Annotated in this window: 14 protein-coding genes and 1 tRNA gene; 8 read left to right on the top strand and 7 right to left on the bottom strand. The window is 76.3% G+C overall.

Annotated features, from left to right (window positions below; translation table 11 throughout):
- The 5 genes from WCS02_RS09825 to WCS02_RS09805 form a co-directional block, all read left to right on the top strand.
- Nucleotides 1-583 (top strand): GNAT family N-acetyltransferase (locus WCS02_RS09825; RefSeq protein WP_340292522.1); only part of this gene is annotated, 583 nt, incomplete at its 5' end.
- A gap of 183 nt (nt 584-766) precedes the next feature.
- A complete protein-coding gene (locus WCS02_RS09820) occupies nt 767-2,620 on the top strand; it encodes a phosphoenolpyruvate carboxykinase (GTP) (protein WP_340292520.1) in 1,854 nt (617 codons plus the stop codon).
- A 51-nt stretch (nt 2,621-2,671) separates the two neighbouring features.
- Nucleotides 2,672-3,169 (top strand): GNAT family N-acetyltransferase, encoded by a 498-nt coding sequence (locus tag WCS02_RS09815; RefSeq protein WP_340292517.1) that lies wholly within the window; start codon nt 2,672-2,674, stop codon nt 3,167-3,169.
- Nucleotides 3,170-3,216: 47 nt separating this feature from the next.
- On the top strand, nt 3,217-5,175 hold the full coding sequence (locus WCS02_RS09810; protein WP_340292515.1) for a penicillin-binding transpeptidase domain-containing protein: 1,959 nt from the start codon (nt 3,217-3,219) through the stop codon (nt 5,173-5,175).
- The gene (locus WCS02_RS09805; RefSeq protein WP_340292513.1) at nt 5,172-5,834 is read left to right on the top strand and encodes an NUDIX hydrolase N-terminal domain-containing protein; all 663 of its coding nucleotides are present in this window, start codon (nt 5,172-5,174) and stop codon (nt 5,832-5,834) included. Before WCS02_RS09810 ends, WCS02_RS09805 begins: the two co-directional genes overlap by 4 nt.
- Nucleotides 5,835-5,903: 69 nt before the next feature.
- Here the strand turns inward: WCS02_RS09805 and WCS02_RS09800 are convergent, their stop codons facing one another.
- The 3 genes from WCS02_RS09800 to WCS02_RS09790 all read right to left on the bottom strand — a co-directional run bounded on the left by WCS02_RS09800 (nt 5,904) and on the right by WCS02_RS09790 (nt 8,037).
- Complete coding sequence (locus WCS02_RS09800; RefSeq protein WP_340292511.1) at nt 5,904-6,350, bottom strand: hypothetical protein; 447 nt, start codon at nt 6,348-6,350, stop codon at nt 5,904-5,906.
- A 72-nt stretch (nt 6,351-6,422) separates the two neighbouring features.
- Nucleotides 6,423-6,511, bottom strand: a tRNA-Ser gene (locus WCS02_RS09795).
- Between the two features lie 59 nt (nt 6,512-6,570).
- A complete protein-coding gene (locus WCS02_RS09790; RefSeq protein ID WP_340292509.1) occupies nt 6,571-8,037 on the bottom strand; it encodes an LCP family protein in 1,467 nt (488 codons plus the stop codon).
- A 215-nt stretch (nt 8,038-8,252) separates the two neighbouring features.
- Here WCS02_RS09790 and WCS02_RS09785 point away from each other — a divergent pair, with 215 nt between their 5' ends.
- Nucleotides 8,253-9,143 carry a hypothetical protein gene (locus WCS02_RS09785; RefSeq protein ID WP_340292507.1) on the top strand — a complete coding sequence of 297 codons (891 nt, stop codon included), beginning with the start codon at nt 8,253-8,255 and terminating at the stop codon, nt 9,141-9,143.
- A 44-nt stretch (nt 9,144-9,187) separates the two neighbouring features.
- On the opposite strand, the gene WCS02_RS09780 is transcribed toward WCS02_RS09785, so the two are convergent.
- The 3 genes from WCS02_RS09780 to WCS02_RS09770 form a co-directional block, all read right to left on the bottom strand.
- Nucleotides 9,188-10,075, bottom strand: coding sequence for an aminoglycoside phosphotransferase family protein (locus WCS02_RS09780; protein ID WP_340292505.1), 888 nt, complete (start codon nt 10,073-10,075; stop codon nt 9,188-9,190).
- A 119-nt stretch (nt 10,076-10,194) separates the two neighbouring features.
- A complete protein-coding gene (locus WCS02_RS09775; RefSeq protein ID WP_340292503.1) occupies nt 10,195-12,036 on the bottom strand; it encodes a putative bifunctional diguanylate cyclase/phosphodiesterase in 1,842 nt (613 codons plus the stop codon).
- Complete coding sequence (locus tag WCS02_RS09770; protein ID WP_340292501.1) at nt 12,033-12,614, bottom strand: heme NO-binding domain-containing protein; 582 nt, start codon at nt 12,612-12,614, stop codon at nt 12,033-12,035. The genes WCS02_RS09775 and WCS02_RS09770 overlap by 4 nt, the downstream gene beginning before the upstream one ends.
- 184 nt (nt 12,615-12,798) lie before the next feature.
- Between WCS02_RS09770 and WCS02_RS09765 the strand changes: the two genes are divergently transcribed.
- Nucleotides 12,799-13,383, top strand: a complete 585-nt coding sequence (locus WCS02_RS09765) for a cupin domain-containing protein (protein WP_340292498.1) — start codon at nt 12,799-12,801, stop codon at nt 13,381-13,383.
- A gap of 227 nt (nt 13,384-13,610) precedes the next feature.
- Here WCS02_RS09765 and WCS02_RS09760 read toward each other — a convergent pair whose 3' ends face one another.
- Complete coding sequence (locus WCS02_RS09760; protein ID WP_340292495.1) at nt 13,611-14,603, bottom strand: LacI family DNA-binding transcriptional regulator; 993 nt, start codon at nt 14,601-14,603, stop codon at nt 13,611-13,613.
- A 32-nt stretch (nt 14,604-14,635) separates the two neighbouring features.
- On the opposite strand from WCS02_RS09760, the gene WCS02_RS09755 reads away from it, so the two are divergent.
- On the top strand, nt 14,636-15,457 hold an 822-nt coding region (locus tag WCS02_RS09755; protein ID WP_340292493.1), incomplete at its 3' end, for an MFS transporter.

Below are 15,457 nucleotides of genomic sequence, written 5' to 3'. Positions count from 1 at the left end.
GCTGCCCCCGGGGGTCGGCGACGCCGCCGCCCGCACGCTGGCCGCCGCCTTCGCCGACGACCCGACCGCCGTCGGGGTCGGTGCGGGGCCCGGGGCCCGCCGGCTGCTCGTCCGGGTCCCGGTGGACGCGGCCGCGCACGACGGCGGGTTGCTCCTCAGCGGCGACCCGGCCAGGCCCAGCGGCGTCGCGGCCTGGGTGCGCGGGGGACGCCGCTCGGGCGGCCTCGGGCGCGTGCTGGGGACCGGGTCATGGCGGCTGCTGCCGGCTCTCGGGCCCCGACGGCTGCTCCGGGTGGTACGCGACGCGGCGGCCACCGACACCCACGTCGCCCGGCACGTCACCGCCGACGACGCCTACCTGTGGCTGCTCGGCGTCCACCCCGGCTCGCAGGGGCATGGCCTCGGCCGGAGGCTCGTGCAGGCCGCCCGGGACGACGCCCGCGCCGCCGGCCTGCACCGCCTCGTCCTGGTGACCCACCGCGCGCAGAACGTGCCGGTCTACCGCGCCATGGGCTTCGAGCTGCTCGACGACACCGTCCTGTCGCGGGGCCACACGCTGCACGTCCTGGCCCGCAAGGCCTGAGCCGCACGGTCTCGCTCGGACGGCCCGACAGGCCTCCCACCTGCGCATTCGTCGGGCCGGCTGCGTGATGTCGCTCACCGTGACGGCGGTCACGGGACCCGGTCAGGGCCCTCCGGGGCGCCCTAGCGTCGGCGCACCCGGTCCGACGACCCCCGTCGGCCCCCCACGAGGAGGACGAGACCGATGAGCACAGACACCCCGACGGCACCCACCCCCGTGACGTCCGGACCCGCCGCACCCCGGTGGACCACGCACCGCGAGCTCCAGGCCTGGATCGAGGAAGTCGTCGTCCTCACCACCCCCGACGCCGTCCACGTCTGCGAGGGCAGCGAGGCCGAGCGGGCCGCGCTCACCGACGCCCTCGTCGGGTCCCGCACCCTCACCCGCCTGACGGCGAAGCCCGACAGCTTCCTCGCCTGGTCCGACCCCACCGACGTCGCCCGGGTCGAGGACCGCACGTTCATCTGCTCGGTCGAGGAGAAGGACGCCGGGCCGACGAACAACTGGATGGCCCCGGACGAGATGAAGGCCGTCCTCACCGACCTGTTCCGCGGCTGCATGACCGGCAGGACCCTGTACGTCGTCCCGTTCGTCATGGGCAGCCTCGACGCCGAGCACCCGATGTTCGGCGTCGAGCTCACCGACTCCGCCTACGTCGTCGCGTCGATGGGGATCATGACCCGCTCGGGCACCGAGGTTCTCGACGCCCTCGAGCGCACCCAGGCGCGCTACGTGCCGTGCCTGCACTCGGTCGGGATGCCGCTGGCCGACGGCGTCGAGGACGTCCCGTGGCCCAGCAACCCCACCAAGTACATCGTCCAGTTCCCCGAGGAGCGGGCGGTCTGGTCGTTCGGGTCCGGCTACGGCGGCAACGCCCTGCTCGGCAAGAAGTGCTACGCGCTGCGCATCGCCTCGGCCATGGCGCGCGACGAGGGCTGGCTCGCCGAGCACATGCTCATCCTCAAGCTGACGAGCCCGCAGCAGGAGACCCACTACATCGCAGCGGCGTTCCCCAGCGCGTGCGGCAAGACCAACCTCGCCATGCTCGAGCCCACCCTCCCGGGCTGGACCGTGCAGACCCTGGGCGACGACATCGCGTGGCTGCGCTTCGGTGACGACGGCCGGCTCTGGGCGAGCAACCCCGAGGCGGGCCTGTTCGGCGTCGCGCCCGGCACCGGCTGGGACACCAACCCCAACGCCATGCGGACCATCGCGCAGGGGCACTCGCTGTTCACCAACGTCGCCCTCACCGACGACGGCGACGTGTGGTGGGAGGGGATGACCGACGAGCCGCCGGCGCACCTCACCGACTGGCACGGCGAGAGCTGGACCCCGGACAGCGACGGGCCGAGCTCGCACCCCAACAGCCGGTTCTGCACGCCCATCGCGCAGTGCCCGGTGCTGGCGCCCGAGTACGACGACCCGCGCGGCGTCCCCATCTCGGCGATCCTCTTCGGTGGCCGCCGCCGCACCACCGTCCCGCTGGTCACCGAGGCGCGGGACTGGGCGCACGGCGTCTTCATGGGCGCGACGCTGTCGAGCGAGACGACCGCCGCCTCGACCGGGCAGACCGGCGTCGTCCGGCGCGACCCGATGGCCATGCTCCCGTTCATCGGCTACGACGCGGGCGACTACATGGGCCACTGGTTGGACATGGGCAAGGGCGCCGACGCCTCCCGGCTGCCCCGGGTCTTCTACGTCAACTGGTTCCGCCGGGCCGGGGCCACCGGCGACGGGCCGTTCCTCTGGCCCGGCTTCGGCGAGAACGGCCGCGTGCTCAAGTGGGTCGTCGACCGCCTCGAGGGGCGCGCGGCGGCCCGGGACACCGCCGTCGGGCGCGTGCCGACCTACGGCGGCATCGACACCACGGGCCTCGACATCGACGAGGAGACGATGGCCGCCGCCCTGCGTGTCGACCACGACGAGTGGGCGCGGGAGCTCCCCCGGCTGCAGGAGTGGTTCGACTCCCTGGGCACGACCCTGCCCTCGACCCTGCGGCAGGAGCTGGAGGTGCTCCGCTCGCGGCTGGTCGGCTGAGCCGGTGCAGCCCGTGCCGGCGGGGCGCCGCCGGGTGGGCACACTGCGCGGATGAGCCCGACCGTGCGGCCCGCCCGCCCCGACGACATCCCCGCCGTCCACCGCCTGGTGCGTGCCCTCGCCGCGTACGAGCGCGAGCCCGACGCTGTCGAGGCGAGCGCGGACGACCTGGTCGCGGCCCTGTTCGCCCCCCACCCCCTCGTGCACTGCCTGGTCGCGGAGCACGAGGGGGCGGTCGTCGGCACGGCAGTGTGGTTCGTCAGCTTCTCCACCTGGCGGGGGCGGCACGGCATCTGGCTGGAGGACCTGGTGGTCGACGAGGCAGCCCGTGGCCAGGGGGTGGGACGCGCCCTGCTGCAGGCCCTGGCGGCGGAGTGCGTCCGTCGTGGGTGGACCCGTCTGGAGTGGTCGGTGCTGGACTGGAACACCCCTGCCCAGGGGTTCTACCGGGCCCTCGGCGCCGCGACCCAGGACGAGTGGACGACGTGGCGGCTCGACGGCGACGCCCTCGCCGCGCTCGGGACCGCGGGGGACGCCCGCACGGGGTGAGCTGACCTGGCGCCGTCGTGTCCACCCCCCGTGGCAGAGTCGCGCGGGTGCAGGGGACACGGCGCTGGGTCTGGTGGGTCGTCGGGGTGCTCGTCGTGCTGGCGGGAGGGGCGGTCGCGGCGTACGTCGTCGCCGTCGTGCCGCAGCAGCGGGAGGAGAACAGGGACGCCGCCGCCCGGCAGGCGGTCGAGGAGCTGGCCGCCGCCTGGCAGGGCCAGGACCTCGGCGCGCTCGAGGCCTTCGGCGACGGCGTCGACTACACCGCCCTGACCACCGGGGTCGCCTCGCTCGCCGGCGCGGCGGACGGACCGGCCTGGCCCGAGCAGGTCGCCGTCGCGGAGGTCGAGCGCGACGGCGCCACCGCGACCGGGTCGCTGGAGGTCCGGTGGCCCTTCGGTGCCGACGGCTGGTCCTACGACACCACGGTGACCGCCCGGGAGGTCGGCGAGACCGAGGTCGGCAGCGTCCGCGGGGCGTTCGACACCTCTGGCGGGGTGTGGGAGGCGGAGCTCCTGCCCACCACCGTCCACCCGTCGCTCGGGGACGGGGCCGTGCTGGCGTCCCAGCGGGTGCCCTCGACCCGCGGGACCGTGCTCGGCCGCGACGGCAGCCCGCTCGTCGTCGACCGCGCCGTCGTGGAGATCGGGCTCCGCCCGGACGCGGTCGTCGACCTGCCCGGGGTCGCCGCCACCTTCGCGGGCACGCTGGGGATCGACGCCGCCTCGCTGGTCGAGCGGGTCCAGGCCGCCGGGCCGGAGGAGTTCGTCCCCGTCATCACGCTGCGGCGCGAGCAGTACGACCCGGTCCGCGACACCGTCCGCGCGCAGACCGGCGTGGTGTTCCGCGAGGGCCTGCAGCCGCTGCCGCCGACCACGGCGTTCGCCCGCGCGACGCTGGGCCGCAGCGGTCCCGCGACGGCGGAGCTCGTCGAGGCGTCCGAGGGCCGGGTGCAGCCCGGGGACACCACCGGGCTGTCCGGCCTGCAGCGCGCCTACGACGAGCACCTGGCCGGGCAGGCCGGCTTCAGCGTCGTCAGCCAGGTCGGCGAGCAGTCCACCGGGCTCTTCACCCAGGAGCCCGTGCCGGGCGCCGACCTGGCGACCACGCTGGACGAGCGGGTGCAGGTCGCCGCGGACCAGGCGCTGGCCGCCGTGCCCGAGGGCAACGGCAACGCGGCCCTCGTCGCCGTCGACATCCCGACCGGGGACGTCGTCGCCGTCGCCAACACCCCCGCCAGCGGCACCGACCGGGCCCTCACCGGGACCTACCCGCCGGGCTCGACCTTCAAGACCGTGAGCACGCTGGCGCTGCTGCCGACCGGGCTGACCCCGGAGGAGACCGTGCCCTGCCCCGGCACCGCCACCGTCGAAGGACGGGCGTTCGGCAACGTCGAGGACCTCGCGCTGGGCGACGTGCCGTTCCGGACCGACTTCGCCCGCTCGTGCAACACCGCCTTCGTCGGGCTCTCGTCGCGGCTGGAGCCGGGCGACCTCGGCGCGGCCGCCGCCACGCTCGGCATCGGCGCGGAGTGGTCGGTCGGCACCCCGGTGGCCACCGGCGGCGCCCCGGCGGAGGAGTCGCCCGTCGAGCAGGCCGCGGCGTCGATCGGCCAGGGCCGGGTGCTCGCCAGCCCCGCCGCCATGGCGGTGGCCACGGCGACCATCGCCCGCGGCTCGTGGCTGCCGCCCCGCCTCGTGACGACCCCCGCCCCCGAGCCTTCCGCCGCGCCCGCGCCGCTGGACCCGGCGGCGGCCGCCACCGTACGCGACCTCATGCGGGCCGTGGTCACCGACGGCAGCGCGAACGCCCTGCTCGACGTCCCCGGCGCCCCCGTCCACGCCAAGACCGGCACCGCCGAGTACGGCGAGGAGGTGCCGCCCCGCACCCACGCCTGGGTCGTCGGCTTCCGCGGCGACCTGGCGTTCGCCGCCCTCGTCGAGGACGGCGGCAGCGGCAGCCGCGTCGCCGTCCCCACCGCCGAGACGTTCCTCCGGCTCCTGCCGTGAGCGCCGACCTGCCCTGGGCCACCGACGGGATGGCCGCCGCCGAGCGGGTGCGCCGGGCCGCGGTCCTGCTGGCCGGCCTCGCCCAGGACGGGCTGACGTTCGCCGGCAACGACTACGAGAGCGACCGGTACCGCAAGGTCGCCGGGCTGGCGGTCGAGCTGCTCGCCGCCGTCTCCGGGCGCGACGCCGAGGAGCTCACGCTGGAGCTCGGGCGCGACTCCGGCTACGCCACGCCCAAGGTCGACGTGCGGGGCGCCTGCTTCGACGCCGACGAGCGCGTGCTGCTCATGCGCGAGCGGGCCGACGGCCTCTGGTCGCTGCCCGGCGGCTGGGCCGACCCGGGCGACACGCCCACTACGGCCGTGCTGCGCGAGCTGCAGGAGGAGGCGGGCGTGGTCGGCGAGGTCCTCCGGCTCGTCGGCTGCTGGGACCGCGACGCCCGCGGCCACACCCCGCCGCTACCCGTCGCCGTGGTCAAGCTGTTCTTCCTCTGCCGGGTGCTCGAGCAGGGCGAGCCCGACCCGCTGGAGACCCTGGGCGTCGGCTGGTTCGCCCTCGTCGACCTGCCGCCGCTGTCGACGTCGCGCGTCACCGAGGAGGAGCTGCACCGCTGCCTGGCCCACCACCGGGACCCGTCGCTGGCGACCGAGCTGGACTGAGCCAGACCGGGCTGGTGAGAGCCGGCCCGGGCCGCCACGGCCGGGGCGGGTCGGGCTGGCCCGGACTCGTCAGACGGTCCGCAGCATCAGGACGAACTGCCCGCCGCCGGGCTCGACCGCGGTCTCGACCCGCAGGTCCGGGGCCAGCCGGGACAGCCGGTCGACGAGCCAGGTCCCCGCGTCCTCGGCGTCCTGACGGCTGGGGCTGCGCGCCACCACCTCGCGGCCGCCCTTGCGGCCGAGCCGCTCGACCACGCCCACGAGCGGGGCCGGGTCGGCGAGGAACATCGTCGACGGCCACGGCACGACCGGCTTCACGGCGCCCTTGCGCGTGTTGCACGCCCGGTGCGCCAGCCGCTCCTCACCCTTCGCGGCCTTCCGCCCCTTCACCGCGGCGGCGATGCTGTCGATGCTCGCGCCGCGGGGGTCGTCCTTGGACAGCGAGGCGTCGACGGGCTCGTCGCAGAGCCAGCACCGCCAGCCGGCCCGCTCGCCCACCTCGTCCAGGGTGCTCATGCCCGTGACCCTAGGCCCCCCGACGCGACCGGCCCGGCGTCCCACGGGGGGACACCGGGCCGGTGCTCGGTGCGGAGGCGGCGGGATTTGAACCCGCGAGAGGGCTTGAACCCTCAACCCGCTTAGCAGGCGGGCGCCATAGGCCACTAGGCGACGCCTCCAGGTGCCGGGCCAGCGTAACGGGTCGGCGGGCGTGCCCCCATCCCGTGACGGGGTGGTCCTAGGCGCAGATGTCCTCGTCGGCGGCGCGGACGTCGATGCTCGGCGTCGCGCCCTGCGGCGCGGCCCGCTGCGGCAGCGGCTCGGTGCCCAGCCGGTTGGGGACCTCGACGACCCGGGGGGCATCGGCGCCGAGCAGCACGGTGAGGGTGGCCACGGTGTCGTCGCGGACCACCTCGGCGCCGGGGAACGCCGCGGCCACCGTGAGGGCGGCCTCGTCCTGGCCCGCCGGGACGAGCACGCGGACGCCGGTGATGTCCTCGGTACCGTTCGTCACGGCGCCGACGACGAAGCCCTGGGTGCGCAGGTCGGCAGCGGCCTCGCCCGCGACGCCCCCGGGCCCGCCGGCGTTGGCGACGTCGACGGTGACCGCGTCCGGGCTGACCGTCAGCGGGTCGGGCGAGGGCGCCGGGGAGGGCTCGGCGGGCGGCGGCTCCTGGCCGGGCAGCGGGGCGTCGTTGCGGACCGCCTCCCACACCAGGTCGGCCTCTGGGGTCCAGACGACGCGGTTCTCGTTCTCCGACCACGGGACGGTGGGGATGGTCAGGAACACGATGTCCTCGGTGGGCAGGCCCTGCACGGACCGGGCGATGCCGGCCAGGGCGGTGACGCTGTCCAGGCCCGGGTCCGTCGTCAGGGACTTGGTCCCGGCGTCCAGCACCCCGATGAGGCGGTCGGGACGGGCGAGCAGCCCGGTGCTCGTCACCTCCTGCACCATCGAGGACAGGAAGGCCTGCTGACGGCCGATGCGGTCGATGTCCGACCCGTTCCCGATCTTGCGGGCCCGGACGTAGGCGAGCGCCTGGTCACCGGCCACCGTCGAGGTCCCGGCGGGGAGCACCAGCCCGGACACGGGGTCGTCGATCGGCTCCACCGTGCACACCTCGACACCGCCGAGGGCGTCCACGATGGCCCGGAACCCGTCGAAGTTGACCACCGCGTAGTGGTCCGGGACGACACCGGTGGTCTGCTCGATCGTCCGCTGCACGCACGCCGCGCCGCCGGTCGCGAAGGCGGAGTTGAACTGCTTGAAGCCACCGGGGGCGACCGAACCGTCCTCGAGGATGCAGTCGGGCACCTGCACCATCGAGTCGCGGGGGATGCTGATGAGTTGCGCCCGGTCCCGCTCCGCGGACAGGTGCAGGACGATCGTGGTGTCCGACAGGCCCGGGCTCGCGCCGTTCCCGCCGAACTCCTCGGCGTCCGCCAGGTCACGGGTGTCGGACCCGATCAGGAGGATCGTCAGGGAGTCGACGCTCTCCTCGGCCTCCTCGGGCCGGTCGTCGCCGAGCTGGTCGGAGATGTCGACGCTGGTGATGTTGCCGTCGAGCTGGCGCATGAGCACCGCCCCGGCGGTGACGCCGACGACGAGGACGGCGACCAGGGCCGTGGCGAGCCCGCGCAGCAGCAGGGACACGAGGGGGTGGCGGGGGTCGCGGACGTGGCGCCCCCGCGCGTCAGTGCTCATGCCGCGTCCACCGCCGTCTGCTCAGCCTCGCCCGGTACCGGGGTGATCACCCGGTCCCGAGGGTATCCATCCGTGCCCGTCCCCACCCATGAGACGGACGAGCACCGTCCGTGGTTCCCCGATCACGCGAAAGCCAGGACACGGTCACGCTCCGGCGTCGATACTCGGCCCGCGGCGCCACGACGGCGCCCTCTGACTGGGAGCGACGGACACTGATGACCTTCCTCACCACCCGAGCCGCACGCGTGCTCGCCGCCGGCGCGACCGGCCTGCTCACCGCCGTCGCCGTCGGTGCCGTCGGCGCCGCCCCCGCCAGCGCGGTCCCGCTCTCCTGCCCGGCGGGCGGCGACTCCCGCTCCGCCGCCGACCTCCGTCCCGAGCCGGGTGTCGTCGTCACCGGGGTCGAGGACGGGGAGCGCCTCTACATCCCGATCGCGGTCGACGAGGGCGACAGCGCCTACTTCTTCCTGCCGGGCGGACTGGACGGCACCACGGCCATCGTCGGGGCGTGGGAGAACAGCACCGCCTGCAACGGGGACGACCTCACCCGCAACGGCTGGGCCGTCACCTCCCGCGGCGCCGTCTACGCCGACGGCGGGGCCGCCGCCGGCGCCCGCGCCGACTACTTCGGCGGCGCGAACACCCTGCGCCTCACCCGCCCCATCGTCGGGATGAGCGCCACGGTCAGCGGCGACGGCTACTGGCTGGTCGCCTCCGACGGCGGCATCTTCAGCTACGGCGACGCCCGGTTCTTCGGCTCGACCGGCAACATCCGGCTCAACCGTCCGGTCGTCGGCATGAGCGGCACGCCCTCCGGCGCCGGCTACTGGCTGGTCGCCTCCGACGGCGGCATCTTCACCTACGGCGACGCGGTGTTCCGCGGCTCGACCGGCGGGCTCCGTCTCAACCAGCCGATCATCGGGCTGCTCCCCACCCCCAGCGGCGGCGGCTACTGGCTCGTGGCCCGCGACGGCGGCGTGTTCACCTTCGGCGACGCGGCCTTCCGCGGCAGCCTCGGCGGCAGCGGCCTCACCGTCAACGGCATCGTCCCCGACGGTGCCGGCTACGCCCTGATCACCGACGAGGGCGAGGCGTACGGCTTCTGAGCGCCGGGGACCGGTCCCGGGCCACCCGGCCCGGGACCGGTCCCCTACCGCTCGTCCAGCACCAGGACCAGCCGCAGCAGCTCCAGCGCGACCGCCCGGCTCCCGGGCTCCTCGGCGGCGACCAGCGCCGCCTTCCACAGCACCCAGGCCCTGCCCCGCTCCCACGTGCCCTCGTCGGCGCCCACGAGGCCGCGGAACACCTCGCGCCCGGGCCGGTCGAGCACGGTCCAGGCCACCGTGAGGTCGCACGCCGGGTCGCCCACGCCGCACGTGCCGAGGTCGACGACGCCGGCCAGGCGGTCGTCGGCCCCGACCAGGACGTTGCCCGCGGCCAGGTCACCGTGGAACCACCGCGGCGGGCCGTCCCAGCGGGTGGCGAGGGCGCCGTCCCAGACCCGGGCCAGGGCGTCGACGTCGAGATCCTCCGCCCCCGGCAGCCCGCGCAGCCGCGGAAGCGAGCGGCGCACCTCGGCGTCGTAGACGGACGGGTGCTGGCCCCGGGCGAAGGAGTGGGCCCCTGCCAGGGGGCCGTCCTCGGCGGGGCAGGCCTGCAGCGCGAGGACGAACCCGGCCAGGTCGCGCGCCAGCGGGCCGGTGTCCGCCGGCAGTCGCACCAGCGCGGTCTCGCCGGGGACCCAGCGCAGCACCGACCACGGGAACGGGTAGCCCTCGCCGGGCTCCCCCGCGGCGACCGGGAGCGGCACCGGGCACGGCAGGCGCGGCGCGAGCCGGGGCAGCCACCGCTGCTCCTTGGCCACGGCGGGCACGTAGCCCTGCTCGGTCGGCAGCCGGACGATCAGCTCCTCGCCCAGCCGGTAGCTGCGGTTGTCGTGCCCCTGCACCGGGACCGGGCGCACGGGCAGGTGGCGCCACCGCGGGTGCTGGGCGGCAACCAGCCGGCGGACCAGGTCGGCGTCGATCGGCGGTCCCACGGCGCCAGCCTCGCCGGTCGGGCCGGGCGGGTCCACCGGGTTCTGCGACGGGACCAGCTCCCTGACGCCCGGCGCGCGGTCAGCTCCCGCGCCGACGAGCGGTGCCGACGGAGGAGCCGTCAGCGGGGCAGCGGCACCGCGTCGGCGACCAGGGCGCGCTGCAGCCAGCCGCGTACCTGGTCCCCCGGCATCGGCCGGGACATCGCGTAGCCCTGCGCCAGGTCGCAGCCCATGGTGGCGAGCAGGTGCAGGGCGCCGTCGGACTCGACCCCCTCGGCCACGACGGACAGCCCGAGGCCGTGCGCGAGCTGGACGAGGGTGGCGACGATGGCGCGGTCGCGGGGGTCGGTCTCGATGTCGCGGACGAAGGACCGGTCGACCTTGAGCGCCTGGACGGGGAGGCGCTTGAGGTACGACATGGACGAGAAGCCTGTGCCGAAGTCGTCGATGGACAGCGTGACGCCGAGCGCGCGCAGGGCGGCCAGGGCGTGGCCCAGTCGTGGGCTGTCGTCGACGAGCGCACCCTCGGTGAGCTCGACGGTGAGGTACCGGGCGTCGAGCCCCGAGGCGCGCAGCTCCTCCGCCACCATGGCGGGGACGTCGGTGCGGCGGACCGCGTGCACGGACAGGTTGACCGCCACGTCGACGTCGTGGCCCTCGGCCCGCCACGCGGCGCAGTCGGTGACCGCACGGCGCAGGACGGCCCGGGTGAGGGGGACGACGAGACCGCTCTGCTCGGCGACGGGGACGAAGCGGTCCGGCGGGACCTGGCCCCGCTCGGCGTCGTGCCAGCGGGCCAGCGCCTCGAACCCGACGGTCCGACCGGTGCCGGGGACCACCACCGGCTGGTAGGCCACGGTCACCTCGTCCCGCGACAGCGCCCGGCGCAGGGCCGCGACCAGCCCGACGCGCTCGGCGGCCAGGTCGTCCTCGAACGCACCGAAGACGGCCCACCCGGCGCTGGTCTGCTTGGCCCGGTACATGGCGAGGTCCGCCTGCCGCAGCAGCACGCCGCCGTCGCCCACGGCATCGCCGCCGTCCGGCCCGGTGCCCCCGACGGCGATGCCGACCGTGGCGCCGACGCACAGCGAGCTGCCCTGGACCAGCAGCGGTGCACCGACGGCGTCGATGAGCTTCTCGGCCACCGCGACGGCGACGGCCGCGTCCGCGACGCCGGGCAGCAGCACGACGAACTCGTCCCCGCCGAGCCGCGCGACGGCGTCCCCGGAGCGGACGGCCTCGACGAGCCGCGCGGCCACCTGGCGGAGCACCTCGTCGCCGACGGCGTGGCCGAGCCCGCCGTTGATGTCCTTGAAGTCGTCGAGGTCGAGCAGGAGCACGGCCACCGGGACCTCGGCCGGCGCGGGGGCACGGGGACCGGGCACGCGCGGACCGGCGGCGAGGACCGGCAGCTCCCCGGCGAGCAGGGACGTCACGTGGGCGCGGTTGGCCAGGCCGGTCAGCTCGTCGTAGCTGGCCCGGTGGTGCAGCTCCTCGGCGGTCGCCTGCAGGCGCGAGGCGAGCTCGCGGGACTGCGCCAGCGCGTGCCGCTGCACCTGCTGCAGGAGCAGGTGGTCGAGCACGGGGTCGGAGACGGCGAAGTCGGACACGGTGAGGCCGAGCGGGGCGAGCTCGGCCAGGTCGGTCACCCACGGCGAGCCGATGAAGACCTGCTGGCCGCGGTCGGACACCACGTGGCCGCGCAGCGCCAGGGGCGACCCGGTGACCCGGAGCACGAGCAGGCCGCCGGGGACCAGGCCGGGCGGCGCGCCGGGCAGGTGCCCGGCACCGGGGCTCTCGACGGTGGCCACGTCGGCGAGCCGGCAGCCGGGGCGCAGCGCCGGGGCGGCCCGGGTCAGCGACGGCCCGACCTGGACGAGGACGCCGTCGGCGTCGACCACCAGGTGGAAGGGGCAGACGACGTCCAGCGCGGCCCGGCCGAGACCGGTGCCCCCGCTCACGCCGGCACCCTCGCGACGGCCGCGCCGTGGTCGACGACGAACGTCACGTCGGTGCCGGTGCCCGTGCCGCCGGCGGGGCCCTCGCGGACCTCCACGACGTCGACCGGGTCCCCGAGCAGCTCGCCGAGGCCGTCGAGCAGGCCGACCACCATCGGCGCCAGACCCTCGCGGTGCGAGCGGTAGCGCAGCAGCAGGCGGGTGGGGCCCACCTCCTCGCAGCCGAAGGACGGTGGTCGGAGCTGCGGCATGGTGAAGGTGATGCGGGCGTGCATGGCGTCGAGGTTGGTGAGCAGCTCCGGCAGCGTGGACCCCATCGCGGACAGCAGCGCGCCGTAGCCCTCCTGGGCGGTGAACAGCACCCAGTGGCGGCCGAAGGCGCGCAGGACCTCCTCGGCGGGGATGCCGAGGGCCTGGCTGGCGGCGGCGACGAGCCGTCCCGTCACCTCGTCGTCGTACGGCTCCATGGCCACGAACGAGGCGCCCTGCAGCCCGGCGCCCTCGCGGACGCGGTCCCAGAGGGCCGCGCCGCCGAGCGTCTGGGCCAGGTCGGCGACCGCCTGGTTGACCAGCCCGTACACGTCGCGCCCCCTTCTGCTCGTCCGGCACGTCCCTGTGGTGTCGACCGGCCGGACCCCGACCTTGAGGGACGGGGGGTGCGGCGGCCCCGGCTCCCGCAGGGCGCCCGGTGCGCGGCCCGTCGTCGTCGGACCGTCGTCGTAGCGTCGAGGGCATGGCAGCGACCGCACCCGGGCCGGGTCACCGGTGAGCTACCCCGCGCCCGACGAGGCGCCCGGACCGGGGCGGCCCGCCTGGCCCGAGGGGTACCGCACCGGGTACCCGCCACCGCGCCACCACGGCCCCGGCACCGCCGACGCCGTCCTGCGCCCGGGCGCCCGGGGCCCCGACCTGCGCTTCCCCGCCGGCGGGGCGGTGCACCACCTGGCGACCCAGGCCTCGACCGGCGGGGAGTACGGGCTCTTCCGCTGGGACATGGCCGCGGGGCCGGGCGGGCCCGGGCCGCACCTGCACCGGGGCATGTCCGAGGCCTTCTTCGTGCTCGAGGGCTCGGTGGCCCTGTTCGACGGGACGGGATGGACCGACGGTGTCCCCGGCGACTTCCTCTTCGTCCCCGTCGGCGGGGTGCACGCCTTCCGCAACGTGTCCGGCGCGCCGGCGTCGATGCTCATGCTGTTCGCACCGGGGGCGCCCCGCGAGACCTACTTCGCCGAGCTCGCCGCGGTGGCCGCCGACGGCCGCACCCTGGCCGAGGAGGAGTGGACGGCCCTGTACGCCCGCCACGACCAGGAGATGGTCGACCCGGCGACCCTGCCCGGGTACGCCCGCTGACCGACGGGGCGGGCGTCGGACGGACGCCGGCGGGGACGTCGGGCGGGCGGTTCCCGGCCGGGGCGTTTCGGTCGCCCCGCGGTGGGCACCCCGCGGGCAACCCGGCGGTCGAGAACACGAGCCTGCGGGCCAGGGCGGCCCTCCGTCTACCGGTGGTCGGGGGCCGCCCGCCCCCCTGCCCTGCCGGCCGGCGCGGTCGGGACGACCACGCCCGACGACCGGACGGCTCAGCGCTCGACGACCTCCCAGGCGGCGGGCTCCGCCGTCGTCGTGAGGCCCGCGGCCAGGCGAGCGCACGCGACCCCCTGGTCGAACAGCGACTGCCGGACGCTGGTGATGCCGAGCGCGGCCGCCAGGTCGCTGTCGTCCCAGCCGGTCACCCGGACGTCCCCGCCGAGGGCGTCGAGCGCGCCGGCGGCGAGCTGGTCGCTCATGCAGAGCACGACGTCGGGGCGGACCCGCTCCGCCGCCGCGGCGACCGCGTCCCGGCCGTGCGCGAGGGTGTGCCGGGGCACGACCGCCACGGGCACCCGGGACCAGTCACGGCCGCTCTCCTCCACCGCGTCGCGGTAGCCCGCCAGGCGGGCGCGGGTGACGGGGAAGGGGACGTCGGTCGACGGCCCGTGCAGCAGCCCGCCCCAGCGGTCGCGGTCCAGCGGGTGCGACAGGACGAGCGGGGAGCGGGCGCCGTCGAGCACGCTGAGGGCGACGGCCCGCGCGGCCGCCCGGTCGTCGGCGGTGACGACGGGGATGCCGGGCACCGCCGGCCCGCCCTGCACGGCGGCCGGGCGGCCGGTCGCGGCGACCGCGGCGAGGACGGGGTCGTCGTCGACGGTGGTCCACAGCACGAAGCCGTCGACGGTGGCCTCCCTCACCCGGTCGACGTCCCCGTCCTCGCCCGTGCTGGGGATGAGCACGAGGCCGAGACGGCCCTCGACGCAGACCCTCGACACCCCCGCGAGGAAGCGGGCGGCCTGCGGGTCCTCGAAGGCGTAGGTCAGGTGCTCGCCCAGCACCACGCCGAGGTTGCCGGTGGACCCGCTGCGCAACGACCGGGCGACGGGGTCCGGCCCGGCGTAGCCGAGCCGCTCGGCGGCCTCGAGCACCCGCGCCCGGGTCGCCTCGGCCACCCGCTGGGGCCGCGTGTAGGTGTAGCTGACGGTCATGAGCCCGACCCCGGCCTCCGCCGCGACCTGCCGCATCGTCACCCGGGTCCTCATCGGGCCCACGCTAGCCGTGTACCGTTACACAGATGCATACCGGTACACAGGCGTCGGCCGCCGCGCCCTACCTGGCCTTCGCCGCCTTCGGCCTGTTCTGGGGGACCTGGGGTGCCGCGCTGCCGGCGCTGCGCTCGGCCGCCGCTCTCGACGACGCCGCGCTCGGGACGGCGCTGCTCTTCGTCGGCCTGGGGGCGCTGCCGGCGATGCTGCTCACCGGCCGGGCGGTCGACCGGTGGGGTGCCCGGGCGGGCGGCGCCGCGCTGGTCGCCCTCGCGGTCGCGGGCGTCGTGGTGGCCGCCACCGGTAGGGACCTGGCCACCCTGTGCCTGGCCATGGCCCTGGTCGGCGCCACGTCCGGCGCCGCGGACGTCGCGGCGAACGCCCTGGCGGGCCTGCGCGAGCAGCGCTCCGGCGGACGTGTCGTCACCGTCGCCCACGGGGTGTTCTCGTCCTGCGTCGTGGTCGGGAGCCTGGGGACCGGGGCGCTGCGGGCCGCGGGCGCCGACGTCGTCCTCGTCTTCTGCGTCGCGGGGACCGCCATGGCCGTGCTGGGGCTGGCGGTGCTGCGGCTGGGCGACGGACCGCAGGCGGCGGCGCCCGGCGCGCGCACGACCGGCGACGGCGTGCCCCGGGACCAGCTGGGCGCGCTGCGACCCGCGCTCCCCTTCGTGGTCGTCGGGCTCGTGGGGGCGCTGGGCCTGGCGGTGGAGAACGCGCACCAGAGCTGGGGTGCCGTGTTCCTGGCCGACGAGGTGGGGGCGGGCCCCGGCCTCACCGCCCTGGCGCCCGCCACGTTCGCGGCCGCCGCCGCGGCCACCCGGTTCGCCGCGGGCCTGCTCACCGGCGTGCCC

Source organism: Aquipuribacter hungaricus (genome assembly GCF_037860755.1).
GTDB lineage: Bacteria > Actinomycetota > Actinomycetes > Actinomycetales > JBBAYJ01 > Aquipuribacter > Aquipuribacter hungaricus.
This window is presented reverse-complemented; position numbering and strand designations above follow the sequence as displayed.